General features: G+C 65.8%; 27 protein-coding genes, 1 tRNA gene and 2 pseudogenes. 8 read left to right on the top strand and 22 right to left on the bottom strand.

What is annotated here, in order from left to right; translation table 11 throughout:
- Window positions 1-5: 5 nt before the first annotated feature.
- From PGN14_RS00275 to PGN14_RS00265, 3 genes are all read right to left on the bottom strand, one after another.
- On the bottom strand, window positions 6-185 hold the full coding sequence (locus PGN14_RS00275; protein WP_335297400.1) for a hypothetical protein: 180 nt from the start codon (window positions 183-185) through the stop codon (window positions 6-8).
- A 17-nt stretch (window positions 186-202) separates the two neighbouring features.
- Window positions 203-802 carry a hypothetical protein gene (locus tag PGN14_RS00270; protein ID WP_335297398.1) on the bottom strand — a complete coding sequence of 200 codons (600 nt, stop codon included), beginning with the start codon at window positions 800-802 and terminating at the stop codon, window positions 203-205.
- A gap of 558 nt (window positions 803-1360) precedes the next feature.
- Entirely contained in the window at window positions 1361-1810 is a 450-nt protein-coding gene (locus tag PGN14_RS00265; RefSeq protein ID WP_335297397.1) for a hypothetical protein, read from the bottom strand.
- A gap of 656 nt (window positions 1811-2466) precedes the next feature.
- Between PGN14_RS00265 and PGN14_RS00260 the strand changes: the two genes are divergently transcribed.
- The 6 genes from PGN14_RS00260 (at window position 2467) to PGN14_RS00240 (ending at window position 5321) form a co-directional block, all read left to right on the top strand.
- Complete coding sequence (locus PGN14_RS00260; protein ID WP_335297396.1) at window positions 2467-2889, top strand: BrnT family toxin; 423 nt, start codon at window positions 2467-2469, stop codon at window positions 2887-2889.
- A 13-nt stretch (window positions 2890-2902) separates the two neighbouring features.
- Window positions 2903-3142 carry a BrnA antitoxin family protein gene (locus tag PGN14_RS00255; RefSeq protein ID WP_335297395.1) on the top strand — a complete coding sequence of 80 codons (240 nt, stop codon included), beginning with the start codon at window positions 2903-2905 and terminating at the stop codon, window positions 3140-3142.
- Between the two features lie 407 nt (window positions 3143-3549).
- On the top strand, window positions 3550-3783 hold the full coding sequence (locus PGN14_RS00250) for a BrnA antitoxin family protein (RefSeq protein ID WP_335297393.1): 234 nt from the start codon (window positions 3550-3552) through the stop codon (window positions 3781-3783).
- Between the two features lie 224 nt (window positions 3784-4007).
- Window positions 4008-4412, top strand: coding sequence for a hypothetical protein (locus PGN14_RS00245; protein WP_335297392.1), 405 nt, complete (start codon window positions 4008-4010; stop codon window positions 4410-4412).
- Window positions 4413-4482: 70 nt separating this feature from the next.
- Complete coding sequence (locus tag PGN14_RS16800; RefSeq protein ID WP_443019420.1) at window positions 4483-4875, top strand: TIR domain-containing protein; 393 nt, start codon at window positions 4483-4485, stop codon at window positions 4873-4875.
- Complete coding sequence (locus PGN14_RS00240) at window positions 4875-5321, top strand: DUF4231 domain-containing protein (protein WP_335297391.1); 447 nt, start codon at window positions 4875-4877, stop codon at window positions 5319-5321. Before PGN14_RS16800 ends, PGN14_RS00240 begins: the two co-directional genes overlap by 1 nt.
- Window positions 5322-6219: 898 nt before the next feature.
- Here PGN14_RS00240 and PGN14_RS00235 read toward each other — a convergent pair.
- From PGN14_RS00235 to PGN14_RS00175, 13 genes are all read right to left on the bottom strand, one after another.
- Window positions 6220-7161 (bottom strand): S49 family peptidase, encoded by a 942-nt coding sequence (locus PGN14_RS00235; RefSeq protein ID WP_335297390.1) that lies wholly within the window; start codon window positions 7159-7161, stop codon window positions 6220-6222.
- Window positions 7097-7642 (bottom strand): HK97 family phage prohead protease, encoded by a 546-nt coding sequence (locus PGN14_RS00230; RefSeq protein ID WP_335297389.1) that lies wholly within the window; start codon window positions 7640-7642, stop codon window positions 7097-7099. The genes PGN14_RS00235 and PGN14_RS00230 overlap by 65 nt, the downstream gene beginning before the upstream one ends.
- Window positions 7639-8262 carry a hypothetical protein gene (locus PGN14_RS00225; protein WP_335297387.1) on the bottom strand — a complete coding sequence of 208 codons (624 nt, stop codon included), beginning with the start codon at window positions 8260-8262 and terminating at the stop codon, window positions 7639-7641. Before PGN14_RS00225 ends, PGN14_RS00230 begins: the two co-directional genes overlap by 4 nt.
- Window positions 8263-8477: 215 nt before the next feature.
- Window positions 8478-9323 (bottom strand): hypothetical protein, encoded by an 846-nt coding sequence (locus PGN14_RS00220; protein WP_335297386.1) that lies wholly within the window; start codon window positions 9321-9323, stop codon window positions 8478-8480.
- The gene (locus PGN14_RS00215; protein WP_335297385.1) at window positions 9320-9973 is read right to left on the bottom strand and encodes a hypothetical protein; all 654 of its coding nucleotides are present in this window, start codon (window positions 9971-9973) and stop codon (window positions 9320-9322) included. The genes PGN14_RS00220 and PGN14_RS00215 overlap by 4 nt, the downstream gene beginning before the upstream one ends.
- A gap of 376 nt (window positions 9974-10349) precedes the next feature.
- On the bottom strand, window positions 10350-11330 hold the full coding sequence (locus tag PGN14_RS00210) for a hypothetical protein (protein WP_335297384.1): 981 nt from the start codon (window positions 11328-11330) through the stop codon (window positions 10350-10352).
- A 900-nt stretch (window positions 11331-12230) separates the two neighbouring features.
- Window positions 12231-14786, bottom strand: a complete 2556-nt coding sequence (locus tag PGN14_RS00205) for a phage/plasmid primase, P4 family (protein ID WP_335297383.1) — start codon at window positions 14784-14786, stop codon at window positions 12231-12233.
- Window positions 14787-15244: 458 nt separating this feature from the next.
- Window positions 15245-15321, bottom strand: a tRNA-Arg gene (locus PGN14_RS00200).
- A gap of 46 nt (window positions 15322-15367) precedes the next feature.
- Entirely contained in the window at window positions 15368-15748 is a 381-nt protein-coding gene (locus PGN14_RS00195; protein ID WP_335297382.1) for a hypothetical protein, read from the bottom strand.
- 2 nt (window positions 15749-15750) lie between these two features.
- A complete protein-coding gene (nth, locus tag PGN14_RS00190; RefSeq protein ID WP_335297381.1) occupies window positions 15751-16416 on the bottom strand; it encodes an endonuclease III in 666 nt (221 codons plus the stop codon).
- Complete coding sequence (gene dapB / locus PGN14_RS00185) at window positions 16413-17141, bottom strand: 4-hydroxy-tetrahydrodipicolinate reductase (RefSeq protein ID WP_335297380.1); 729 nt, start codon at window positions 17139-17141, stop codon at window positions 16413-16415. Before dapB ends, nth begins: the two co-directional genes overlap by 4 nt.
- Window positions 17142-17263: 122 nt before the next feature.
- Window positions 17264-19843 (bottom strand): ATP-dependent chaperone ClpB, encoded by a 2580-nt coding sequence (gene clpB, locus PGN14_RS00180; RefSeq protein ID WP_335297379.1) that lies wholly within the window; start codon window positions 19841-19843, stop codon window positions 17264-17266.
- Window positions 19844-19881: 38 nt separating this feature from the next.
- On the bottom strand, window positions 19882-21009 hold the full coding sequence (locus tag PGN14_RS00175) for a glycosyltransferase (protein WP_335297378.1): 1128 nt from the start codon (window positions 21007-21009) through the stop codon (window positions 19882-19884).
- A 26-nt stretch (window positions 21010-21035) separates the two neighbouring features.
- On the opposite strand from PGN14_RS00175, the gene PGN14_RS00170 reads away from it, so the two are divergent.
- Together PGN14_RS00170 and PGN14_RS00165 are read left to right on the top strand one after the other, a co-directional pair.
- On the top strand, window positions 21036-21590 hold the full coding sequence (locus PGN14_RS00170) for a hypothetical protein (RefSeq protein ID WP_335297377.1): 555 nt from the start codon (window positions 21036-21038) through the stop codon (window positions 21588-21590).
- A gap of 137 nt (window positions 21591-21727) precedes the next feature.
- Window positions 21728-22147 carry a glycosyltransferase gene (locus PGN14_RS00165; RefSeq protein WP_335297376.1) on the top strand — a complete coding sequence of 140 codons (420 nt, stop codon included), beginning with the start codon at window positions 21728-21730 and terminating at the stop codon, window positions 22145-22147.
- Here PGN14_RS00165 and PGN14_RS00160 read toward each other — a convergent pair.
- From PGN14_RS00160 to PGN14_RS00135, 6 genes and pseudogenes are all read right to left on the bottom strand, one after another.
- Window positions 22133-22483, bottom strand: coding sequence for a hypothetical protein (locus PGN14_RS00160; protein WP_335297375.1), 351 nt, complete (start codon window positions 22481-22483; stop codon window positions 22133-22135). The two genes, PGN14_RS00165 and PGN14_RS00160, sit on opposite strands and share 15 nt — an antisense overlap.
- On the bottom strand, window positions 22480-22686 hold the full coding sequence (locus PGN14_RS00155; RefSeq protein WP_335297374.1) for a hypothetical protein: 207 nt from the start codon (window positions 22684-22686) through the stop codon (window positions 22480-22482). The genes PGN14_RS00160 and PGN14_RS00155 overlap by 4 nt, the downstream gene beginning before the upstream one ends.
- Window positions 22687-22939: 253 nt before the next feature.
- The gene (locus PGN14_RS00150) at window positions 22940-23065 is read right to left on the bottom strand and encodes a molybdopterin-dependent oxidoreductase (protein WP_335297373.1); all 126 of its coding nucleotides are present in this window, start codon (window positions 23063-23065) and stop codon (window positions 22940-22942) included.
- A pseudogene (locus PGN14_RS00145) lies at window positions 23065-23418 on the bottom strand (molybdopterin-dependent oxidoreductase); the annotation flags it as partial. The pseudogene PGN14_RS00145 and the gene PGN14_RS00150, both read right to left, overlap by 1 nt.
- 253 nt (window positions 23419-23671) lie before the next feature.
- Window positions 23672-24236, bottom strand: a pseudogene (locus PGN14_RS00140) (NADPH-dependent FMN reductase).
- A 35-nt stretch (window positions 24237-24271) separates the two neighbouring features.
- Window positions 24272-24790 (bottom strand): LLM class flavin-dependent oxidoreductase, encoded by a 519-nt coding sequence (locus PGN14_RS00135; RefSeq protein WP_335297372.1) that lies wholly within the window; start codon window positions 24788-24790, stop codon window positions 24272-24274.
- Window positions 24791-25445: the final 655 nt, after the last annotated feature.

Below are 25445 nucleotides of genomic sequence, written 5' to 3'. Positions count from 1 at the left end.
GGTCATCAAACTTTTGCTGGATCGGCGAGAATGGACAGGTTCTCGGAGATTTCCCCCGCCATCCAGCCCAGCGCCTCGATTGCGTGCCCGATGCCGTCGCGCGCCGGCTCGGCATCGAGGGCGGTGGCCACCAGCTGGCAAAGCTGGCGCAGCCCCTCGGCGTGATCCACCATGTTGCGGACCACGGTAGCCTCCGCGGGCGTCACCACGCCACACTCCGCCCCGGCCTGTCGTGGTCGCGCAGTCGGTAGGCCCTACCTCCCCACGTCTTGTCCTTGCTGGAGCGCGCCGCGCGAAGCCGCACGCGATGGTACTCGAACAATTCGAGGCACCCCGGCTCGTCGTCCTCACCGACAGCGCAGCCACCCGGATCGGACAGGTCACAGCCCGGCCCGGCGGCTTCATGCGCCATGAACTCGTCTTCCGCATGCCAGCTGCCGTCGCACTCATCGCCGTTCGGCTCGTCATCCTCGTGGGCGCCGTCGCCCAGCAGCTCGTGCAGCGCACGCCGCCTCGCGAAAGGCTCGCGACCGTCCCATTCGATCCATGCTCGATCGCAGGTGTCAGGATCGTCGTCGCCGCGATGCTGGCCGATGCTGTGATAGTCGAGCCGCCGGCCGCGATCGTTGACCTGCCATTCGCTGGCTTCACTGTCCTCAAGGTCCACGTCGCCATCACGCGCGTCCAGCACGGCAATCAGGCTTTCCACGACATATTCGACCTGGGCGCGATCCAGGCGACGCGCGCGCTGCACCACCCGCACGACGCTTGGGTCTAGCGGTGGGATTTTCTCCATGAACATGATTTCGTCTCACTGGCACACGGCTTTCTCAGGGCCGTTGACCGGTTCGGCCGGTCGCCGGGGTTGAGAAACCTGCCAGTGAGACAAGCCCGACGTCTTTTACGCTTACGCGCTGGACATGACACGTCGACCCCGGCTACGAAGCCGAAGTCGGTGCGCCGCCAAGCGCAACCGCAGGCAAAGCCGCCAAGCTTGCCGTCACGATCGAGGTCCGGCGCCAACCGGTTCGATCGCTATCACTGGTCCGGGTTTCTCAGGCCCACGGACTATGTGCCTTTTCAGAACACTAAGCGCAAGCCATCCTCCCACAAGGGGATCGCTTCCGCGCGACATGCCGCCGCATTGATGCTGCCGTCCTTCCATCAGGCCCCAACGACACATCGTTCAGCTTACGCAAAATCTTTCGCGTATCGACGATATCGGTCGGTTAAGCGGGCATGGTCGACGCCGAGCCGGTCAAAACCGCCCTCAGTTCCCTTGGCCTCGAAATGCCGCCTCTCGCCGATCGCCGTGGGATCAATCGGCAAAGCTATAAATTGTCGCCTTTGGCGAAAATATTCAGGTCCCAAGATATAAGAGTCGACCGATCACGACCAGAGTGCCAAGAACGAAGTAGAGCATCAAAATCATCAAGCGGAGGTGGGATGTGATCAGTATATCAGAAGGAGAGGCGGTGCCTGCCTTATAAGATCTACGATTTCTTGTGGCTATGTTTGTGCCTTGGGCAAGTAATTCAGTAGTTCCAGTGGCGCGAACTAGAAAGTGCTTTCTTCTTCTCGGGCCAATGCGTTCTATATCGAAGCTAAACGCTCCATCAGAGAGCTTTGCTTCCTTCATGTAAAAGCCGCCGTCGTTAGAGCCTTGGATGGTCGCGAAAACGATATTTATACCAGGGCGTCGAGGAATGACGATCGCTGCGAAGCTATGAATCTTGCTAAAGGATCGATTAAGTATTTCAATCTGCCACGTGTTAGAGCTGCCATGGAAGCCGGGGTCGATTGGCGTCATCGTGACTTTGATGCTATAACGCCACCACCTCCAAACGGTGGTCGCAGCAGCTGGAAGCGCAAAAAACGCGGCTAGACTGACAAGCGCTTGAACGGCATCAGCCCAAGAGGTGTCGGATGATAGCGTCATGTTCCGTCGAGCGTGCCGAACGTGGCGGCCTAGCGCTATCTATTTCTTCTTAGAGCGTTCTGGCGACCTTGCTTTCCGGTTTTCATGAGCCGGCATGGCGTGCCATCCACTTCGCTCGCAGAGGGCGTGTCACATGGATCGATCATCTAATGAAGTTCGCCGTGAAATCGTTGCGATTTATGGGGTGCCCGCCCTCCTGCTGGCGTTCTTCTTGCAACCAGACATAGCCGCGGCTTCCATTGACACCCGCGCTGGCTTGGCGGGCGTGGCAGTCGCGACGCTCATTGCGCTGGAAACCCTTTTCTCCTTTGTTGAAGGCCGGGGCTGGCGTGGCTTGTGTCTGGCTATCATCTTGCTGTCAGCGGGAACGATCTTCGACGAGCTACTAAGGCCAGACAAGCAGTCGGTACACGCAAACGACCACCGTTGCTTGGCCATCCAGCACGATATGCTCAGTGCGCATCCGCGACGCAGCGATAGTCCTGACCTGTTTCAGGCACTTGGTTGCCGGCCACAGGGGAGTGGAGGTGTTTACGCTCCCCCGACTGCTCGCGAGCGGATCGCCAGAAGGCCGCTGCCTTCGGGAGGCTATCCGCCGCCCCGATGATCGGTGCCCAGCGTTCAGCGCAACTATTCTGTTCAACTTCTTCATTGCGTGCAGCCATTTTTGTGCATACAATAAAAACGTGAACATCGTTTTCGACCCTGCGAAAGACGCTGCGAACATCGCCAAGCATGGCTTGTCGCTGGCAGATGCCGCCGGGTTCGAACTGGCCGCGGCAGCCGTCGCCATCGACAATCGCCGCGAGTATGGCGAGGATCGCTTCCGGGCATTTGGGTACGCCGCCGGGCAAGCTCGTTGCCTCGTCTTCACCGTCCGAGACGGCGCTGTCCGCGTCATCAGCTACCGCCGCGCCCACGCAAAGGAGATGCGCCGATATGGCCTCTAACAAGCCCCCCGTTGTGTTCGATGACGACAACCCCGAATGGACCGACGAGGATTTCGCCCGCGCTCGCCCGGCCGCGGAGGTACTGCCCCCGGAGGTGCTGGCGGCGTTCGCAAAGCCCCGCGGTCGCCCGCCGGGGTCGGACAAGGAACGCATCACGATCCGCGTCGATAAGGACGTGTTGGCGCGCTTTCGGGCGACTGGCTCCGGCTGGCAGTCGCGCATGAACGAAGCGCTTCGCAAAGTCGCACCATAGGACAGATCGATGACGGTACGATTCACCCGCCCCTATCCCAAGGGGACAGACCTGCGCATTGAGAGGCGTCGCGTGGCAGACCAGGTCGACGCGCCTGTGCGAATGCAGACGGATCACTCGTTGCGGATCGACTTCCCAAACAAGGCAGCCGCGATGATCTGGAAATTGACGACGCTCGATGACGGTTGGACTCGCTTAAGTACGAGCGCGTAGCGTCCAGCGCAGCCCGCAGGCGCCGCCTGAGTGGCCGGGATCGTGTTCGTGCAGGACGATCGGTTCTAGGAACCGCGCTTCCGCCTGTACGGCACGATTGGCGGGGTGAGCTATTGCTCGGCGGGTGACGATGCGCAACAGCGTCGTCCGCGTCATCAACCTGCGCCGCGCTCATCTGCAGAAGATGCGCCGCCATGACCTCTGATATGCCCCCGGTCGTCTTTGACGACGCCAACCCCGAATGGACCGCGGAGGACTTCGCCCGCGGCCGCCCCATCAGCGACTTCCCGGCGTTCGCCGCTGCCTTCCCGAACGGCAGCCGTCCGAAGGGGGCCACCACTTCGAACAACACGCAGGTCGCGCCGCGGCTGAATAACGACGTGCTGGCTCCCTGGCGTGCCACCGGCTCGGCTGGCAATCGCGCATGAACGAGGCGCTGCGGAAGGTCGCCCCTAATCGTGACGTGACGTCGCGTCACCGCCCGCGCGGCGGATGAGATACACGCCCGCGATCAGGCGGGGCGCGCGACGACCAGCCGCTTCATCTCGCAATGACGGTTGACCGATCTATGCCGAGTTGCGCTAACGCTACAGCGAGTGTTTCACACAGATGTGGCCGCCGATACTCTTGCCCGATCGACTCGGAGGGTGTGATGACATGGAAATGGGAAAAACGGCTTCCGCATCTCGGTGGCAGCCTAATCGTCACGCCGTCTGATTTTGGCACCAGCGTCTACTTCCCTGGGGTGGACCGCCGTCACAATGGCACGTTCTGGAAAATGACGTCGCGCGAAGCGGCTTCATTCGGTGCGGCGCTCGATGATGCGTGGAAGCGGTTCGAGCAACTGACCGGGGTTGCCCCACATGGGGCGGATATGCGCGTAGCTGCGGCGATGGGAATCACCATCCATCACGCTACGTGGCCGGGGCGCGGCATCACGCTGCATGGGATCCACAGCTTCATATCCGAGCGAAAACAGGTGGACTCCATTATCGCTGAGTTGGCTGGACTGCCCGCGATAGCCGCGAACGTGCAGACCGCATTGGCCGGTACTTAGTGCTCCGGGCGCTTTCTGCGACCCGTTCGATGTGTCAGGATTGCCTGTCGAATCGGATTTGAGGCGGGGAATGAAGCGCGTTTTCATAAGCTTTCGGATTGAGGACAAGCCGCAGGTAAATGGCCTGCGTCTTCTCGCGGCGAATCCCAACTATGATCTAGAGTTTTACGACGAGTCTGTTCGGTCAGCATACAACAGCACGAACGCTGCCTACATCAGATCAAGAATAAGGCAGAAGATTCTTCGTACCTCTGTGACAGTATGCATTCTTAACCGTTTGACCCACACCAGCGAATGGGTTGCTTGGGAGCTTCGGGAAAGCATTGCTAAGGGCAATCAGATCATCGGAATGGGGGTTCCCGGCCTTACACAGGCGATCACGCTGCCTCAGCCTATGAGGGATATCGGAGCCAGCTGGGATGTCTGGGATGTTCCGGCACTTATGCGAAAGATAGGTGCATAATGGTGGCTGAAGTGCATACCGAACCTGACAGTGGTTATGCTCGCCTTGAAAGCCAAATAAGCTGGTATGATTCAAAGTCCGGTTCGGCGCAGGCTTGGCATAAGCGTGCTACTATCGGTAAGGTCCTAGTTGCCTCATCCATTCCAATTTGCGCGCTTTACGGCTTGAATGTGGCTGCCGCCACTCTAGGTGGGCTCATTGTGGTGATAGAAGCGGTTCAACAACTTAATCAATGGCAGCACAACTGGGTTACGTACCGCTCCACCTGCGAGGCCCTTCGTCACGAGAAGTATACGTATTTGGGCAGGGTTGGGCCCTACGACGACATCGATGATTCGGCAGCGTTCAAGGTTCTGGTAGAGCGGATCGAATCGCTCATTTCGACGGAGCATTCGAAATGGGTTGGGCGTTTGCAAAACGAGAAGATGGAAAACGGCTGTGACTGAACGGCGTGCGTCTCGTCAGAGAAATAGTGGAGCACCGATGGCGCCGGCCTGTTCAAACCACGGGCGTTGTGCGGCTATATGCTGATTGCCCCAGCTGACACTTGCGTACCGCAAAATCTCGCTCATCCTCGCGTCTATAAAACGACCGTTCTGTAGATCGATCGTAAAGATGGCATCTACCCTCTTGCTGGACGTCCACCACATATGTCTCTGAGCCGGCCTGACCTCAGGTACGCGCTCCCGCGGACGACGGCTTCTTTGTTGGGCCTGACAAGCCACTTCGATCGTCGCGGCAGAGCACAGGCTGGCTCTCGCCTGCCGGGGCGCCGGAGGCGACCAGTTCGCCGCTCAGGACTGCCCGGCCGCCCCGATCGCCGCCAGCAGCATAAGAGCGCCCGGCTGACGTCGCCACTCGAGTGCGCGCCCGACACGCCCGCAGCCGCAAGGCCCTCGGCCGCCACAGCGGCGCGCCAGCGCATCCGGCCGACGTAATCTTTCGAGGCGCACCCCCGCCATGCCCGGGTCAGCACGAGTATGGATCAACCTCGCAACCCGGATACGGTCCGGCCGTTCAGGCGTGCGGGCGGCGGGACGCATCTGCCGGCCGCAGCGCCGGAAGCAAGTAATGCGGCGCTCAAGCCTGCCCGGCCACGTCGATTGACGCGCCAGCGCCAGCGTGCCCGGCTGACGTCACCACTCGGATGCGCGTCTGACATGCCCGCGTCACCATGGACCTCGATCAACCTCGCCGCCCGGCTGCACTCCGATCGGATCAGGCATGCCCCAACTTGGCGCGCCACCAGCACCCTCTGCCGCCTCACCTAAGGCGGCCGGTGCGGCGCTCAAGCCTGATCCGTTCAGCCCCCGGCCACCGGCCACCTGGTCTGTAACGCGCAAGCTACAGCTTCAGCGATTGCTCCATGGCCTCCGCTTGCCGCCGCATCAGAGCCGAGCGCGACCGCGAACCGGTGCAGCTGCTCACGGCGTCGCGAAGCGAGGCGATACCGTCGATTGCTCCAGCAATTTGCGCGCGTCGAGCGGAGAACGTCGCGCCGGATCCGTGAACGGTGTGAACCGCCTCAGCTCTCATATTACGTCCGCGCGCAATCGCACGGACGAAGGCGCCGCTTTGCTCATCAACCGACGCCTGGATTTGCGCGCGATCCTCGTCACTGAGCGGTGCGTAGGGGTGTGCCGCGATCTTCTCCGGTGACGATGCGATCACCGTCGTGCGGACGCCGATCTTGCCCTCAAAGCCGGACATGTCGACGTGACCCGACCGGACACCCACCGACCCCACCTCACCCGATTTGGTGGCGAAGTAGCTGCCCGCCTGCGTTGCCAGCCAATGAGCAGCGGAGAAGCTGTACGGACTGGCCACCGCCACGATAGGCTTGATCGCGCGCGTCTCATAGATCGCATCCGCCGCCTCTGCGCATCCCCACACCATCCCGCCGGGACTTCGCACGTCGAGGACGATGGCCGTGATTTGTCGATCTGCCGCGCCGTTGCGCACCTGGCTCTCGATCGCGTCGTATGTCGTGCCTCCGGTCATCATGCCGGCCGGGGCGAGAACGCCGACTATGGGCAGGATGAGAACGGTGCCGTGGCGAGTTGCCCCCGGAATGGCTGTAGCGCGAGCCGATGCCCCAACCGCACCTGCCAGTTGCAATAGCGTCTCCGGTAGCATGGTCGCCAGCTGCTGCCGGACAGCCAACGACATGAGGGCGTGACGATGCATAGCCCACAAGGCGGCATGCGCGGGAACGTCCATTTCAGGATTGCCCCGCGCGAATGATGCGCTCGCCTTCCGCCAGCAGCGATTGAAGACGACCGGCATGCCAGCGCGGTGCGAGCGCTGCCGCAGCGGGCGATAACCGGTTTAGCGGGGTGTGAGAGGTCCAGCACTGCGTTCCGGGGCATGCACCACGCGGGGCTATGCTGATCTCTCTGACCCTCGCCCAATCGACGCTATCGAACGCGCCCACGCCCTGCGATTTGTACGAGAAGCCCACAGAACACTCGCTGTAGCGACCATCCTGAATGCCGCGAACCAAAGAACGCGCCGACTGGGGAGGCTTGAACGAGAACGCCAAGCCGTAGCCGTCTTCCCAGATCTCCAATCCCAGCGCGTGACCTTCGCCGTAGGACTGGAGCGGCCTATGCATGAACCAGATTTCGACCTCGGCAGGGTCGTACACGAAGCAGTTTCGTTCAAAGCGGACGGGTGATCTTGCTGCGCCCGTGAGAGGGCATCGAAGCGGCTGCGTCACCACATCCCATTGCGCGGCATATCCTTGAATGCCGACGTCCCACGTCATCCGACATACTCGCGAGCATGCCTCTCCAGCACGGCCGGCGAGGCGTCGAAATTGAAGATCGGCAGTCGCGCATCGTAGCCGGCGGCCGTCACCATGTCCCGGATCATGCTCTCATCGGACAGCGCTCGGATCAGCATCGCGCAAGCATCAGCGATCTCGGCGACCACTTTCCGATGATGTGGCGCTGCGGCTTCCGCTGCGTCGATCGAACGCTCAGCGGCGATTGCGTCCATCTGACCTTTCACGATCCGAAGCGCTTCCGAATACGCCTTAATTTCCTCCTGAAGCCGTGCCGCACGCGCCCTCAATTCCTCGAAACCTTGGAACGCCTCACCATCGCGGCCCTCGATGATAGCCTGCGCAGCATCCTCGATGCCGCTGTTCTGAAACGCGACCATTCCTCGCGCCAGTTCGGTGCGCGCACTCTGCACATCCCGCTCGATCTTCGCCCGGCGATTGGCGATATCCAGGTGCTTGGCCGCCAGTTCGGCATAGTCGGCGTGGCCGGCCAGAGGCGTGATGGCCAATCCGATCCGCTTCTGCAAAGCATGTCGCCTTGCCACGTAGTTTTCGCGCGATGACGTCGCGACGCCGACCGCAAAATCACGCGAATCGTCCATACGCTCTGCCGCTGCGTTGAGAGTGTTCTCCGACCAAACCACAATGCTCTCCTCGGAAATGCCCGTGTCCGTAATCCCTCATCCCGCCGTTCGCTGGCAGCGAATAGGCGGAGCCGGGTGCCATTACGGTTCGCGATGGCAAGTTGCCGAGAGGATCGATCGCACTGGCGCACGGCGGATATTGCCGAAGCCGGCCACTCGCAATCTTCGCCGCCTTATGCGTCGATTCTTTTGCCGACCCGATCTTGGGGCCATGTAGCCACCCGGTCGAAGGTCACACCCGCGCGACCGATCGTATAAAGTTCGGCGTGGCCTCCCACTCCGTAGCCTGCGGCATATTCCGGAAAGCGCCAGCGACGTTGGGATTCGATGACCCGCCGCCCGTCTTTCTTTGGGTTTGCGATGTAGCCGAACGGCAGAACCGCGGGGTCGAATGGCGGACTGCTGTGACCGTCGCGGATCTCGCTCATCGCGCCCGGCAACAGAGGCGCGGCACCGCCGATGTGGCTGTTGCCGAGCGTGTGTAACCGCGGGCGGCCAGCCACCATGTCGTATGACGCAATCCACAGGCGCGTGGCGTTCCCTCCGGTCGCCTCGGCAGCAGGGTTGGCCTTCGCAACCTCCCTCATGACGTCCGCGAACGCCTCCGGAATGCCTGCGAGGAACGCCGCGGGTGTGGGCACGCGGATATGCCGGTCCATGGCCGAGATCAGCGGCGCCATGATCGGGCGACCGCTGACCGCGATCGCCATACGGACTTCGGGAAAGGCAAACGCCTTGCTGGCGAAGCACGCAACCTTGCCGCTCGCGTCCAGTACGGCCGTGTCGGAAAGGATGTAGGCGTTATGGCCATCCTCGAAAATGTTGATGGCTGTCATGAGCGGTTTCCTCGGCACCGGAAGGCTGGTGGCAGCGACAGGACTGGCGATGCTCGCAATCGACCCGACCTTTGCAGCAAGGGCCACCAGACCGGGGTTCCCGGTCGCGAATGCGCCGACGACCAGCGCGCCCGCGGCTACCACGCCGGCCACTTTGCCGACTGCGTTGGCGACGCCGCTCATGCCACGTCACTTTGTAGGCTAATGCGCTCCCCGATCCGGTCCGGCCATTCGAGCAGCCGAACCGTTCGCGCGCCATCCCCATCCACCGTCGTCAACTCACCGAACCCGCCAACGCAGCATTGCCCATTGAACACATCGATGCATCGCCGCTGCCCGGTCAACACGCGGCGCGCGCCTTCGTCGGGATCGCGGGGCAGCCACGCGCCGTCCGAGATCGGCGGGGACGAAAGCTCGCTTACCCCAGCGAGCGAGCCGGGCACGTAATCGTCGCCCAGCCAGTCGCGGCCGGAAGCGCATACCCATCCTTCCGCGCCGCGATCCTCGCTCCACGTTGCGACGAACAGCATCAGGTGAAGGTGCCAGGCGTCGTCGTCGTGCGGCCATAGGTATGCGTTAGCGGCGTGAAGGTTGCTTGTGATCGAGGGCACGCGCTGCAACGCCTCTCGCTGCGTCTCTGCCGACGCGAGATGGCGCGCCACCGTTCCGCTGTCGACATTGCCTGTGACTGCCACCGCCATGCGCAGGCGATCGGATTTGGTCACCTTGGACTTGCTGGCGCGCACGCGGCCATCCGCGTCGTAATAGGCCCCGTCTGTTATGAGGTAGATCGAGGACGCGTCCGCCGCTGTGAACATGGCGATAGCGCTCATGGAAATGGCCTCCACGAGACGCGACCTCGACCCGCCGTTCGTCCGATGATGAGAGGTAGCCCGTCATCAGGGTTGGCGCTGAATGCAGTCTGGGTGCCCGTCACGGGCGGAAGTTGGCGGGTGGACAGCGATACGGCCGACAGCGCTGCTGCGGTCACGCCAGCAAGCTTCGCCACCGTGGCGGCGGTCCCCGCGAGTGAGGCAAGGCCCGCCGCCCCGGCGATTGCGCCTACGCCTGTCGCCACAAGCGCCACCGCGCCCACCACCATCGCTGCTTTTCCCAACACAGCACTCATTCTCGCCTCCTGTTGCGGGGCCTGTCCGAACCCTCCCATCGGTCCACTCGCTGGCAGGGAATAGACGGAGCCGAATGCCATCAGCCTACGTGCTGGCGCTCAGATGACAGGATCGCTCGAACGGTCCGGACACTAGGCACGTCGGACGGCAGTCGAGCGATTTGAAACAGCCATTCCCGCGGTGTGCCGGCGTAGCTCGCCGGCATGCTCGCAAGGCCAGTGTCCAATCGCGCCGCCCGCCGCCAGTACGCCGACGCCGCGGCAACAACCTCGCGCGCCTGATCGCTCAACGACAGCGCGTCGAAATGCTGACGCGCTAGCATGCAGATCAAACGGTTCCGTTCCCGAAGGCGGTCCAGCATCAGCGCCGATCGCTGCCCTGCATGCCCTCGCAAGCCCAGCGCACGGTTCGGGTCCGCGCCGGCAAGGATCGCGTCAATCGCGACGGCCACTACCTCGCCCGGTCCGCATCGATCTGTTCGCAGGAAGTCGCGTGCTGCGCGAAGATCGCGCACGGATGGCGCGATAGTCGCGCTACGTCGCTCCGGGGAGGTCATATCACTGCCCCCCTCGTCGGTAAGGCTGGCGAACAAATCCGGCAGATCAGCTTGCGCCTTCTGATCGCCGGGGCGGGACCGTCCGACAGGCGATGCGCAGACCGCGCGGTCGGCGCGACGATCTTTCCAATGCTCGCGCACGAAGGCAGCTGCTGCGTCTAGGTCGAGCAGATAGCTACGCCCCCTGCCGCCTCGTGTGATGACCGGGAAATCCATCCGGGCGTCGATGAACGCGCGCAACGTCGGCTGAGATGGCATTCCGGGCAGGGCCGCCAAGTCCCACAGGTTTCCGGTTCGCGTAGCGCCACCAGTCGCTGGGGCCGCAGGGGCCGGCGTCGTTGGGACGGTTCGAGACAGCCCCCTTTTGTCGCGCCAGTGCGCGCGGACGAAGTCACTGGCCGCGTCCAGATCGAAGACGTAGCCGTGCGACCCGTCAGCCCTTTCGAGGATCGGGAAATCGGCCCGCGAACGGATCAGCGAGCGGATCGACGGCTCGGAGGGCATGCCCGGCTCCGCCACCAGCTGCCGCAGCCTACCGGTGCGCAATTTCGCCTCCGAGGCATCGGCGGAAATTAATCGTGGCGACCAGCACCCTTTTCAGTCGATGCGACATGCATACCGGAGGATGCTCACCGATCGCCCCAGCGGCTCGCTGGACGCGAAGCCACCCGGAAGGTTGCGCGCCGAAGGAATGAGGGAAGAGCGCAATTACAGCGGCCCGGAGAGCATGCCCACGTCCCTGAAATTCCGCTGCACGATTAAAAAATCTCCACGTGAGAGCATGAGTGGTCCGGGTGGCGGCGCCCCCTTGGGATTTCGACCCCCCCCCCCCCGGGGGTGCTAGGCGCCATGTCGCCCGCCGCTGCCATCCGACACCAGCCCTCACATTGCAGCCGGCTGTCGAAAGACGCGCGCCGCAAAACCTTTTGCGTGACAGCAGCGCTTCCATATCGAGCGCCCATGTTCGCCTCGCGCACGCTGATCCTTGCGAGGTTGAACGACAACTGGCGCGTGTCGCAAAACCACGCCAATCCCTCACGAATGAACCAGCGCCGCTGTGTGCGGCAGAAGCACAGACGACCTGCATGGTCAGCCGCAAAGCGATCTGCGAGCCGGTTGACGACACCCTTGAACAGATCGCCGCAACCCTTGCACGTCCCTTGAACCTGCGGGACTATGTAAGTATTTGGAACAACTACAAATTCCTCAACAAGATACAAGGGTGTCAAGGATTTCAAGGATTGGTGTAAGTCATACTCATGCACATGCGCGCGCGCATGTGCGCACATGCTACGCACAGGGTTGCACGCAACCCTTGACACCCTTGAAGAACCGCAGATTTCTGCGGGGTTCACCCTTGAACAGACCCTTGAATGACCCTTGAACGAACCCTTGAACAGGGCATTACAATGGCATGTCATCGGCATCCTCCAAGGGGCGCGGGGAATGGTATCGCTGACCACCGCCAGCTTCGTCGGACGCCTGCTCGAAGTCGCTAACCGTCCGCGTCATTCGGATGCCAAGCCATTGCATCCCCCTGTTCTCACGGCGTTTGTAACCGCGATCGAGCATCGCAAGGCTGAAGCCTTTCTGCGTCCATTGGTTCTCGCCAACGGCAGCCCTCCAGGCGTCGTAGAGGCCATAAAGGACCGACGATTTGGTCTTCGCCTCCGTGTCGTCCGCGGTGCATTCGGTGAGGAATCGCCCCAGCGGATCGCTATCCTTCCGATAGTCGTCCGTCGCGGTGCGCACGATGTCAGGCTCTTGCAGCCCACGGAGCCGCCAATCGATCAGCCCATCCAGCAGGCGGTTCAGGATGCCACTCGCCTCACGGCGCATCTTCGCACCCAGCTGGCGATCCTTCTCCGCGTCGGGGATCTGGATGTTCCATGGCACCAGCGCCACGCGCCGCCATATGCCGTCATCCGATCCGGTGATCGTCGGGAAGTAATTGCCCGAGATTGTCATCTTGAACGCTGGATAGAGGTCGAACGGATCGCGCATCAGCCGACGCACCGGGATCGGCTCGCCACCGGTCGCCAGCTTGATGAGCGCCTCGGCTAGCTTCGCGTTCCGCTCGGCTTCGGAGGTGCGCAGCATTCGCACACCCACCAGCGCGGCCAGATCAGGCGAGGCATCTGATCCTTTTCGCTTTCGACCCTGATCGAGAAACGTCTCGATCGGCACTGTGCCGGAGTAGTCGCCCGCGATCGTCGCCCAGGTATCGACCAGCGTCGATTTCCCGTTCGCGCCCTTACCATGATGGAACACCAGCTTCTGTTCGGACACATCGCCCGTCAGCGACAGACCGCCCCAGCGGTGCAGAAACAAGCGCATAGCCTCATCCGGCTGCACACGGGCAAGGAAGCGATCGTAGATCGGGCACTGCGCACCGGGTCGATACTCGACCGGCATGACGCGGGTGATGAGGTCGCGCGGATCATGCGACCGCAAGCGCAGCTGTGCGAACGGCTCCGGCGCATCCTCGTGAAAGACGAGCTCCAGCGTGCCGTTCTGTACATTGATGAGGAACGGGTCGCGATCCAGATGCTCGGGCTGCACCGTCATGCCGAAACCCGACAGGTTCTTGGCTATGCCCGCGATGCAACCGAGCTTGGTCGCACTCTCCGATGCTCGCGCCCACGCCAATAGCTTGTCGGATAGCAGCACCTCGCTACCGTCCTTCTTCTCCTCGAACAGATCGTCCAGTGCGTCGACCTGACCGAGATCACGCCGGCCGCTGTCGCGCATGACGCGCGCTTCGTCTCGGATTGCTCGGACCGTCTCGTGCACCCATCCGCCGATCAGCGCCTCTGCACCGTCAAGGATGAAACGTCGGCCGTCGTATGCGACCCAGCCCATCTTATCGACGTATCGCACCCGGTCGCCGTAACGCTCGGCGAAACGCTCGGCATTTCCCAAGTCCGTCATCGGGTACAGGCAACACCGACGATGGATCGCACCTCCGTCCGGTTCGCCGGCATCCTGCTGCGCCGATCGTGCCGGCTTTCCGATCGACAATTGGCGATAGGGTGTTCTCGCCCGCTCGCCGATGCCGGTAAGATCGCGTGGCGCGGCTAGGCCTGCCGCCCAACCGCTATCTACCGTGGCCTCGATCGCGCTCTGATCATCCTTTCCAGGGTTCGCCAGCGCAGCTGCTAGCACCGCCATACGCGAGGACGGTTCCGCCAGCGCTCCGGCCGCCACCAACTGCGCAACTGCAAACGCACCGCGATTCAACGCGTCCTGCCGCTTGCCCGCCTCCGCGCTACGGATTGCCTGACATTCACTGTCCAACGCCGCCAACGCATAGCGCTCTACCCCATCCCCCTGTGGCTTCGCTGACTGACCATTACCTTTGGCACCCTTGGCACGCAGAACCGTCACCAGCCCGGCTGGCGGCTCCGCAATCAGCGCATCCCGATCGTCGCGGAGCCAACGGTAGCTGCGACCATCGATCATCCGGCTCGGAGGCGCGATCACGTAGCCACCGGCGCCGCGCACGTCGACGTGACGAGGCAGATTGCCGCGGTTGCGGATAGAAGCACCCTCAGCGGGCTGCGACAGATAGACGTGAACTCCGCCGCTCGGCGTGCGAACGGCAAGCGACGCCGGCAGCGATGCGCCGATCTGCGTCTCCAACTCGGCCTTCAGGCGCTCGAGCGTCCATTCTTCGCCGGTCGCTTCATCGGTGCGCGGGTCGAAGTCGAGCGCGAACAGCCCGTTTTCGCCCATGGCGACACCAATCATGGCGCTGGGCCAGCGCCTCCACCACGCTGCGACCTTCTCGACGTCGGTTGTCGCCTGCTTCACTCCGCCAGTGCCCTTGATCGGCTTACCGGCAGCATCGCGATCGGCCTTCACCAGCGGCGTCTTGTCCCGCGCGTTGCACGGGAACACCGGCCAGCCGCGGCGCGCATACTCCAACGCCGCGTGCAGCATCTCACTGCCGGCGGTCATCGTAGAACCTCAAAGCCGATATGCTCGCCGCCGCGGCACCATTCGATGCCCGGGCCGCTACTGGGACGAATGCTCCCATCTGGCGATAGATCGCGAAGGCGCGCGAAGGCGTAACGCCGTGCCTGCATCAATGTGAGAGGCACCGTTGACCGATAGCGTTGATCCGTTCGCAGGAACGGGAAGAGGGTGTGCACCACAAAGCGACGCTCGCCGAGCTTACGATCACCTTCGACAATTTGAACCGTTGGCGTCGCGCACGACCATGCACGATCACGTAGGATGTGGCCCACGGGCCATCCGTCGGTACGGCGCGCATATGCGCAAGCCATCCGCGCCTCGATCAAATCGAAGCCGGCCAGGTTGCACCGAGCCGCCATCATCGAGCACCGCCGCAAAGGTAACGGAGACGGTTGCGGAGACAGGAAGGCGAAGCCGGTTTTACAATTCGGCGGAAAAGCTGGCGCACCCGACAGGATTCGAACCTGTGGCCTCTGCCTTCGGAGGGCAGCGCTCTATCCAGCTGAGCTACGGGTGCCTGGGGCGTCGCGTAGCAGGCGCGCGAACGCGGCGCTACCCTGCTTTTATCGCGTGCGCGCGATCGTCACCGGCTGGAACGGGGCGAGGCCGCAGCTGGCGCCGCGCATCGGCGGCGTCTGCGTGAACACGGTGATGATGTCCTGCGCGCACAGCTGGCTGAGCGAGGTGGCGTAGGAGAAGCGCCGCTCGAACCCCAGCCCGGGGCAGGATTGCGGCAGCGTCACGCGGTAGAAGCGGTTGCCGTTGGTGCGAAAGTCGATGACGCGGTCGTTGCGCACCAGGCTCTCGCGGATCGACTGGATCGGGATGCACGACTGCGGCTTGCCCGCGGGCGTCGCGGCGGGAACGGCGTTGCGGTCGCGCGCGACGCTGGGGGCGGCGAATGCGGCCGCGGCGGCGCAGGCGAGGAGGATCGGGGCACGCATGGTCACTCTCCCTTGCCGGCGGTCCGGGCGGCGGGTGCCGGCGTCTTGGGCTTGAACGCGCACAGGTCGATCTCGATGCATCGCCAGCATTCGGGCTTGCGCGCCTTGCAGACATAGCGGCCGTGCAGGATCAGCCAATGGTGCGCATGGACGCGGAACGGCGCGGGGGTGGCCTTGTCGAGCGCCTTCTCCACCGCCAGCACCGTCTTCCCCTTCGCCAGCCCGGTACGGTTGCCGACGCGAAAGATATGCGTGTCGACCGCGAACGTCTCCGCGCCGAAGGCGACGTTCATCACCACATTGGCGGTCTTGCGCCCGACGCCGGGCAGCTTCTCCAGCGCGTCGCGGTCGGCGGGCACCTCGCCGCCATGGTCGGCGATCAGCGCCTCGCTGAGCGCGATGACGTTCTTGGCCTTGGTGTTGAACAGGCCGATCGTCCTGATGTGCTGCTTGAGACCGTCCAGGCCCAGCGCGACCATCTTCGCGGGTGTGTCGACCTCGGCGAACAAGGCGCGCGTCGCCTTGTTGACCCCGGCGTCGGTCGCCTGCGCGGACAGCACGACCGCGACCAGCAACGTATAGGTATTGACCGATTCCAGCTCGGTTTCCGGGTGCGGGTTGGCTTCCGCAAGCCGTCGATAGAATTCGACGACGTCCGCCTTCCTCAAAGCCCGAGAACCTCCGCCATCGCGTAGCGCCCCGGCGCACGGCCGGCGAGCCACAGCGCCGCCTTCACCGCCCCGCGCGCGAAGATGCTGCGATCCTCGCCACGGTGGCCGATCTCGATCCGCTCGCCCTCGCCCGCGAAGACGACCATATGGTCGCCGACCACCGATCCGCCGCGCAAGCTGGCGAAGCCGATCGTCCCCTCGCTGCGCGCACCCACCAGCCCGGCGCGGCTGTCGACCCGCACCTCCGCCAGCCGCGTGCCGCGCCCCGCCGCGGCGGCCTCGCCCAGCAGCAAGGCGGTGCCCGACGGGGCGTCCACCTTGTGGCGGTGGTGCATCTCCGCGATCTCGATATCCCAATCGGGGCCGAGCCGCGCCGCGGCCTCGCGCACCAGGATGTTGAGGAGCGTGACGCCCAGCGACGTATTGCCGGTCTGGAGCACTGCGATCTCGTCCGCGGCCTGTTCGATCAGCGCCTGATGCGTGGCGAGCAGCCCGGTGGTGCCGATGACGATCGGCGTCCGCGCCGCGACCGCGGCGGCGAGATGCGGCTCCAGCGCGGCGGGGGTGGAGAAATCCACCAGCACGTCGGCGGCCTGCGCCAGCGGCAGCGGATCGCCCCCTGCGTCCACCCCGCCCGCGACCGCGGCGCCTTCGCCTTCCGCGATCGTTGCGATCGCGCGGCCCATGCGGCCGTTGCTGCCATAGATGCCGATGCTGGTCATGCGCGGGTCGGAAGATAGGTCATGGTGCCCGCTCCATGACACAGGTGAAGGGCGGTGGACAGGGGAAGGCGTGTCCCAGCCACGCCGTCATCCCCGCCCCCGCGGGGAAACCGCCCGAGCGATCACCCCACCGACAGCGCCAGCTTCCCGTCGCCCTCGTCGACGTGGATCGTGGCGCCGTCCTTCACCTCGCCGCGCAGGATCAACTCGGCGAGCGGGTCCTGCAGGTGGCGCTGTACCGCGCGCTTCAGGGGCCGTGCGCCATATACCGGATCGTAGCCGACCCGGCCCAGCCACGCGCGCGCGGCATCGGTCAGGTCCAGCGTCACCTTGCGGTCCGCCAGCAGCTTGCCGACGCGACCGACCTGGATGTCGACGATCGGCCCCATGTGCGCCTGCCCCAGCCGGTGGAACAGGATGATCTCGTCCAGCCGGTTGAGGAACTCCGGACGGAAATGCGCGCGTACCACGTCCATCACCTGCGGCTCGACGCTGGCGACGTCCTCGCCCTCGCCCATGTTGGCCAGATACTGGCTGCCGAGGTTGGAGGTCAGGATGATCAGCGTGTTCGAGAAGTCGACCGTGCGCCCCTGCCCATCGGTCAGGCGACCGTCGTCCAGCACTTGCAGCAGCACGTTGAAGACGTCCGAATGCGCCTTCTCCACCTCGTCGAACAGCACGACCTGATACGGCCGGCGCCGCACCGCCTCGGTCAGGACGCCGCCTTCCTCATAGCCGACATAGCCCGGCGGCGCACCGATCAGCCGCGCGACCGCATGCTTCTCCATGAACTCGCTCATGTCGATGCGCACCATCGCATTGGCGTCGTCGAACAGGAATTCGGCCAGCGCCTTGGTCAGCTCGGTCTTGCCGACGCCGGTAGGCCCCAGGAACAGGAAGCTGCCCAGCGGCCGATTCGGATCCTGCAACCCGGCGCGCGCGCGCCGCACCGCGGTGGAGACGGCGCGCACCGCATCGGCCTGGCCGATGACGCGCTTCCCGATGACCTCCTCCATCCGCAGCAGCTTCTCGCGCTCGCCTTCCAGCATCCGGTCGACGGGGACGCCGGTCCAGCGGCTGACGACCCCCGCGATATCGTCGCTGGTCACTTCCTCGCGCAGCATCGCGCCCTGCGTGCCGGCCGCGGCCTCCGCCAGTTCACGCTCCAGCGCGGGGATGCGCCCGTAGGACAGCTCGCCCGCCTTGGCGAGATCGCCGCTGCGCTGTGCCTGCTCCAGTTCCAGTCGCGCGGCGTCGAGCCGTTCCTTCAGCTTCGCCTCGCCCGCGATCTTGTCCTTTTCGGCCTGCCAGCGCGTGGTCAGCTCCGCCGATTGCTGTTCCCAATTGGCGAGTTCGCCCTCCAGCGTCTCCAGCCGGTCGACGGAGGCGGCGTCCGTCTCGCGCTTCAGCCCCTCGCGCTCGATCTTCAGGCGCAGGATGCGGCGGTCGAGCGTCTCGATCTCCTCGGGCTTGCTCTCCACCTCCATGCGGATGCGGCTGGCGGCCTCGTCCATCAGGTCGATCGCCTTGTCGGGCAGGAAGCGGTCGGTGATGTAGCGGTTGCTGAGCGTCGCCGCCGACACCAGCGCGCCGTCGGTGATCCGCACGCCATGGTGCAGCTCGTATTTCTCCTTCAGCCCGCGCAGGATGCTGATCGTATCCTCGACCGTGGGTTCGCCGACGAAGACGGGCTGGAAGCGCCGCTGGAGCGCGGGGTCCTTCTCGACATGTTTGCGATATTCGTCGAGCGTGGTCGCGCCGACGCAATGCAGCTCGCCGCGCGCCAGCGCGGGCTTGAGCAGGTTGGACGCGTCCATCGCGCCGTCCGACTTGCCCGCGCCGATCAGCGTGTGCATCTCGTCGATGAACAGGATGATGTCGCCCTCGGCCGCCTTCACCTCGTCGATGACGCCCTTCAGCCGCTCCTCGAACTCGCCGCGATATTTCGCGCCCGCGATCAGCGCGCCCATGTCGAGCGCCATCAGCGTCTTGTCCTTCAGCCCGTCGGGCACGTCGCCATTGGCGATGCGCAGGGAGAGGCCCTCGGCGATCGCGGTCTTGCCGACGCCGGGTTCGCCGATCAGCACGGGATTGTTCTTGGTGCGGCGCGCCAGCACCTGGATCGTGCGGCGTATCTCCTCGTCGCGGCCGATCACCGGGTCCAGCTTGCCGTCGCGCGCTGCCTGCGTCAGGTCGCGCGCGAACTTCTTGAGCGCGTCGTAGCGATCCTCCGCCGATTGCGTGTCGGCGGTGCGCCCGCCGCGCAGCTGCACGATCGCGGCGTTGAGTGCCTCGGGAGTGGCATTGGCGGTCTTCAGCGCCTTGCCCGCCGCGGTGTTGAGCGACAGCGCGAGCGCGACCAGCAGCCGCTCGACGGTGACATAGCTGTCGCCCGCCTTCTGCGCGATCTGCTCGGCCTGGTCGAGGACGCGCACCGCATCCGCCGACAGCCCCGGCTGGTTCTGCGCGCCCGAGCCGGAGACGGCGGGAATGCGCGCCAGCGCGGCATCGGTCTCGGTCAGCGCGCGGCGCGGATCACCACCCGCGGCCTGGATCAGCCCCGAGGCCATGCCCTGCTCGTCCTCCAGCAGCGCCTTCAGCAGATGCTCGGGCGCGATCTGCTGGTGCGACAGGCGGATGGCGACGGTCTGTGCCGACTGGAGGAAGCCGCGTGCGCGGTCAGTGAATTTCTCTAGGTTCATCTGTAGGCCCTGTTGCTCTTGGGTGTCAGATGGTGTTGCTATCGGGCAACACAAGGGGCCGTGTCGGGGTGGAGGGCGATGGCGTCATCGAAGATCTCCAGATAGCGCCGCGCGGCGGCGGCAGCGGTGTAGCCGGCGACGATATGGGGACGCACCCCGCAGGAGGTGAAGGGCTGCGCGAGCGTGTCGCGCATCGCCGTCGCCAGCGCGGCAGGGGTGGCCCGTGCGCTGACCCGGCCGTGAAGCGGGGTGGGGAGCAGCCCGCGCAGCACCGGCGAGCAATCGGTCGCGACGACGGGGACATCCGCCGCCAGCGCCTCGACCGGCACCGCCGGAAAGCCTTCGTAGCGCGAGGTGAGCAGCAGCAGCGAGGCACGCGCCAGATCGGGCGCGATATCGGGCGCGAAGCCGGGCATCGCCACGGCGTCGGCGATGCCCAGGCGGCGCGCGAGCGCCTCCAGCCGCGGTCGTTCCGGCCCGTCACCCAGAATGGTGAGCCGCGCCACGCGCTCGCGGTGCAGGTCGGCGAAGGCGCGCAAGGCGAGCGCGAGGTTCTTCTGCCGCTCCATCCGCCCGATCGCGAGGATGTGCGGCACTGGTGGTGGCGCGTCGCGCGGCAGCGGCATGTGGCCGGTGGCGAGATTGGGCTCGGGCGCGATCCGGATCGGGCGCCCGGGCAGCAGCACGCGGTCGCGCTCGGCGAGTTCGGGGGACATGGCGACGAGGACGTCGATCGGATCGGTGAGGCGGCGCAGCACCGCGCGCGTAACCGGGGAGACGGCGCGCGGCAGGTCGGGGAGTAGCGGGTTGCTGATCTTCGCCACGATCGGCAGGTCCGGCAGCGCACGCCGCAGCGCGGGTGCCAGCCAGAAATGGAAATTGCCGGTCAGATAGGCGACGTCGGGCGCGACCCTCGCGCAGCACCGGCGCCATCGCCGCGCCCAGCCGTAGCCGCGAAGTGGCGCCGCGCGGCACTTCGGGCGACAGCAGGCGCACCCGTCGCCCCCGGCGGGCACGCCGGTCGCGCATCGCCCCCGCGCCGCCCCCGCGACGATCGTGACGCGATGCCCCAGCGCGATCCACTCGGCGGCGAGGCGGAAGGCGGTCGCCTCCGTACCGCCGGCGTTGAAATCGTGGAGCAGGATCGCGATGGCTTTGGTCGTCACGCCGCCCGGTGCTAACCGCCTGATTCATGAAAGTCGCGATCTTCCTGCCGTCGCTGGCCGGCGGCGGTGCAGAGCGGATCGCGCTGTTCGTGACCGGGCGACTGGCGGCGGCGGGGATCGACGCCGATCTGGTGGTCGCGGTGGCGGACGGCGCGCTGGCGAACCATCCGGTCTATCGCGCGCATGGCGTCGACCTGGGCGCGCCCAACGAGCTGCTCAGCCTTCCCGCATTTGCTGCGCTATGTCGACGCGGCGCGTCCCGACCTGCTGTTCGCGTTCGTCCACAGCGCCAAGATGATCGCCGGGCTGGCGGCGAAGCGGCGACCGTGGCTGCGCCTCGCGATCAGCGTCCACAATGCGCTGGAGGTGCCGCGCCGCGCCCGCTTCTGGCCCCGCGCGGCTGCTGGGCTACGCGCCGGAGCGTTGGCTGTATCGCGACGTGGTGGCCGCGCACGCCGTCTCGCGCGATCTCGCCGCACAGGTGGTGCGGCAGTTCGCGCTGCCGGCGGGACCGCGTCCACACGATCTACAACCCGCTGCCCGAGGCGCGCGGCGGCGGGCGCGATCGATCCCGCACATGAGGCGCTGTTCGCACGCCCGGTGATCGTCAACGCCGGACGGATGGTGGCGCAAAAGGATCAGGCGACGCTGCTGCGCGCCTTCCACGCCGCCGGGCTGGCGGGGCGGGCGACGCTGCTGATCCTGGGGCGAGGGGCCGTTGCGCGCCGCGCTGGAGGCGCAGGCGCGCGCGCTGGGGGTCGCGGACGACGTGGCGATGCCGGGGTTCGTGCCCGACGTGCGCCCCTATATGGCGCGCGCCGCGGGGTTCGTGCTGTCGTCGCGCAACGAAGGCTTCGGGCTGGTGCTGGCGGAGGCGCTGTCGGTCGGCTGCCCCGTGGCCTCGTTCGATTGCCCCAGCGGGCCGCGCGAGCTGCTCGACGATGGCCACCTGGGGACGCTGGTCGCGCCGGGCGACGTCGCGGGGCTGGCGGCGGCGATGCGCGCGATGGTGGCGGGAACGATCCCGCGCCCGCCCGCGGCGGCGGTGGCGGCGCACCTGCGGCAGTTCGATCCGGCGGTGATCGGGGAGGAATATGTCGCGCTGGTGCACGGCATATGGTCGTCACCCCGGACGTGATCCGGGGCGGCGGATCAACGTCCCGCCTGCACCGCCAGCAATGCCGCCACCAGCGCCTTGTCCTCCGCCGGCGCGATCGGTGCCTTGTACGCCTCGCGCATCTTGGTGACCGTTGCCTGCCATTTGGCGGCATCCAGCGGCGGCTGGCGGGTGATGAGGTCGGCCGGAGTGGCAGGCGGTGCAGCGTGCGGTCAGCAGCTCGCCCGCCGGCGTGGCGGGCAGCGCGGCGGTCTCCGCCGGCAGCTGGATCGACGATACCGCGGCGGTGTTCGCGGCCGGCGCATCGGGCTGCGCCGAGCAGGCGGCGAGCGGCAGCAGCAACAACAGCGCCCTCATGCCGCATGCACCGCGATCGATGGCGCGGGGTTGCGCATATAGCCGCCCGGGTTCCAGATTGCCGTCATCCCCTGCACCTCGCCCGCGGTGTTCGCCGCGCGCGCCCACAGCCGATAGCCGACCCGGCCGCAGCCCGGCAGCGTCGCCTCCCACAGCCGGAAGCCATATTTGCCAAGATCCGGTCCAAGCGAAGCGCGTGCCACGTTCGCGCCCCGCATCCATCGACAGATCGACCCGCGCGACGCCATGCGCGCCGCCCATCGCCAGCCCGCGGACGTAGAAGGGATCGCCCGCCACCACCTTCGCATCGCCCGCCGGGCCGGTGAAAGAAGGCGCGCGGCACCATCTTCCCGATCGGTACGGTGGGAAAGTCCTTCGATCCCGGCGCGACATTCGCCCCCGGCGTCGCGGGGATGCGATACGCCTTGGCCATCCAGTAACCCGCGTCGGGCGCGGTCAGCACCCTCGATCCGGTCGAGCGCCTTGATCCAATAGGTCGAATACCAGCCCGGGCACCACGAGGCGCAGCGGAAAGCCGTTGAGCAGCGGCAGCGCCTGCCCGTTCATCGCGAAGGCGACCATCACCTCGCCGTCGCGCGCATGGTCGATGGCGAGCGATTTGGCGAACCACGGCGCGCCCGGGCGGCGGGGCGGTCGAGCCCGGCGACCTGCACCTCGACCGCGCCCGGCGCGACCCCGGCGAGGTCGAGCACGTCGCGCAGCCGCACGCCCGTCCACAGCGCATTGCCGATCGCGCCATCGCCCCATTGCGCGCCGGGTACGCGCGGGGTGAACAGCCCGCGCGAATTGCCCGAACACTGGTTCACCGCCGCGATCTCATACCGCGGCAGCCGTCGCAGCGCGTCGAGCGACAGGGCCAGCGGCTTGCGCACCGCGCCGCCGACGCGCAGGCGGAACGTGCCCGGATCGACCGACAGCGGGATGTCGGCATAATGCCAGCGCACGAAGAAGCGGTCGTTGGGGGTGAAGACCTCCCCATCCATCGCGCCCATCGGTGTTTCCAGCAGCGGCGCGCGCTCGCGCAGGACGATCATCGTGCCCTTCTGCGGCCAGTCGCCCGACAGCGCGCGGGTGCCGCCCGCAAAGCCCAGATCGATGGTCTGCGCCGCCGCGCCCGTCGCCAGCCCCGCGCCGCCCAGCCCGATCAGGCGGAGCGCGTCACGCCGGTCAGGCATTGGCCGCAACCGGGGCGAAGCGCGCCACCTGCCTGCCGACCCAGCCGAAGCTGCTCGACCACCGCGGCGTCGCTCGCGCCGCCGTCGGCATCGAACTTCGTCTGTGCCGAATTGACCGCGGCGGCGAACGGCGTCGGCCAGCCGCGCAGCGCGTGGACGATCGAGCGCAGCGCCGCGATCGTCGACCCCGTCGCCTGCCAGCCATAAGCGGTCGCGATCAGCCCCACCGGCACGTCGGCCCAGATAGGGGCGCGGCGCGTCCTTCGCGGTTTCCTCCAGCAGGTCGAGCGCGTTCTTGACCACGCCCGAGATGCTGCCGTGATAGCCGGGGCTGGCGATGATGACCGCCGACGCATCGCGCACCGCCGCGACGAAGTCCTGCTCTTCGGGCGTGCGCTCCGGTGCGCGCGGATCGTACAGCGGCAGCCGCCCCAGCGCCTCGCCGCCGAACAGGCGCGTGCGATACCCCTCCGCCTCCGCCGCGGCGAGCGCGATGCGCAGCCGCATGTTCGGTGGAGGAGGGGCCGCCCACGGTTGCCGCCGATCCCGACCACCAATGGCTTCGTCCCGCGTCGTTCACGTCGTCTTCCCCTTACAGCGGTGCGTGGTCGATATTCGGCAGCACATGGCGCGCGAACAGATCGGCTTCGGCGGCATGAGGGTAGCCGGACAGGATGAACGCGTCGATTCCCATCTCGCGGTACATCTCCAGCTTGGCGAGCACCTGATCGGGATCGCCGACGATCGCCGCGCCGCAGCCCGAGCGCGCGCGCCCGACGCCGGTCCACAGAATTCTCCTCGGGCATAGCCGTCGTCCGCCGCATTCTCGCGCAGCGCCGCCTGCGCCGCGACCCCGACCGAGGTCGAATCGAGCGGACTTGGCGCGGATTTCCGCCCCCTGCTGCGCGTCAGCTTCGACAACAGCCGGTCGGCCATAGGTGCGCGCCCTCGGCCTCCGTCTCGCGGACGATTGACGTGCGCGCGATAGCCGTAACTTCAGCTCGCGGCCGTATGTCGCCGCGCGGTCCTTCATGTCGGCGATGATCGCGGCGACATTCTCCTTCTTGTCGGGCCACATCAGGAACACGTCGCACGCCCGCGCCGCGGGCATCGCGCGCGTCCGGCGACAGGCCGCCGAAATACAGCGGCGGCGCCTTGCCCGACACGGTGCCGACGCGCGGCGGATCGATGTCCAGCTTCCATAATTCGCCCTGATGGTTCAGATGCTCGCTGTTGAGCATCGTCTTCAATATCTCCATCGCCTCGACCGTGCGGCGATAGCGCGGCGCCGATGCAGCGTCTCGCCGGGCATGTCGGAGGAGATGATGTTGATCTTCAGCCGCCCGCCGGAGATGCGGTCGATCGTCGCGATCTGGCGCGCCAGCTGCGGCGGCCATGTCTCGCCGATGCGGGTCGCCATAAGGAGGATGGATCTTGCGCGTCAGCGTCGCGATCGCGGCGGCAAACGCGGTGGTATCGATGCCGAGCGCATAGCCCGACGGCAGCAGGATATTGTCGAACCCGCCGGTTTCCGCCTGCATCACGATGTCGCGGCAATGCTCCCAGCTGGATTGCAGCCGCGGGTCGGGCTGGCCCAGGAACTCGTAATCGTCGTCGCACAGCGCGAGAACCACGCGATCTCGCAAGGGTTGGTCACATCCGTCTCCCTGTTGTTCGTCTCTTGGCCGTCATTCCCGCGAAGGCAGGAATCCATTGCCGCTGCCGGTCCGACTCTTGGCGACCACCTGCGCGAATGGATCCCCGCC

It is taken from the genome of Sphingomonas adhaesiva (assembly GCF_036946305.1).
In the GTDB taxonomy this organism is placed as follows: Bacteria; Pseudomonadota; Alphaproteobacteria; order Sphingomonadales; family Sphingomonadaceae; genus Sphingomonas; species Sphingomonas adhaesiva_B.
Note: the sequence above shows the minus strand (reverse complement) of the source record. Positions and strands in the feature narration are given on the sequence as shown.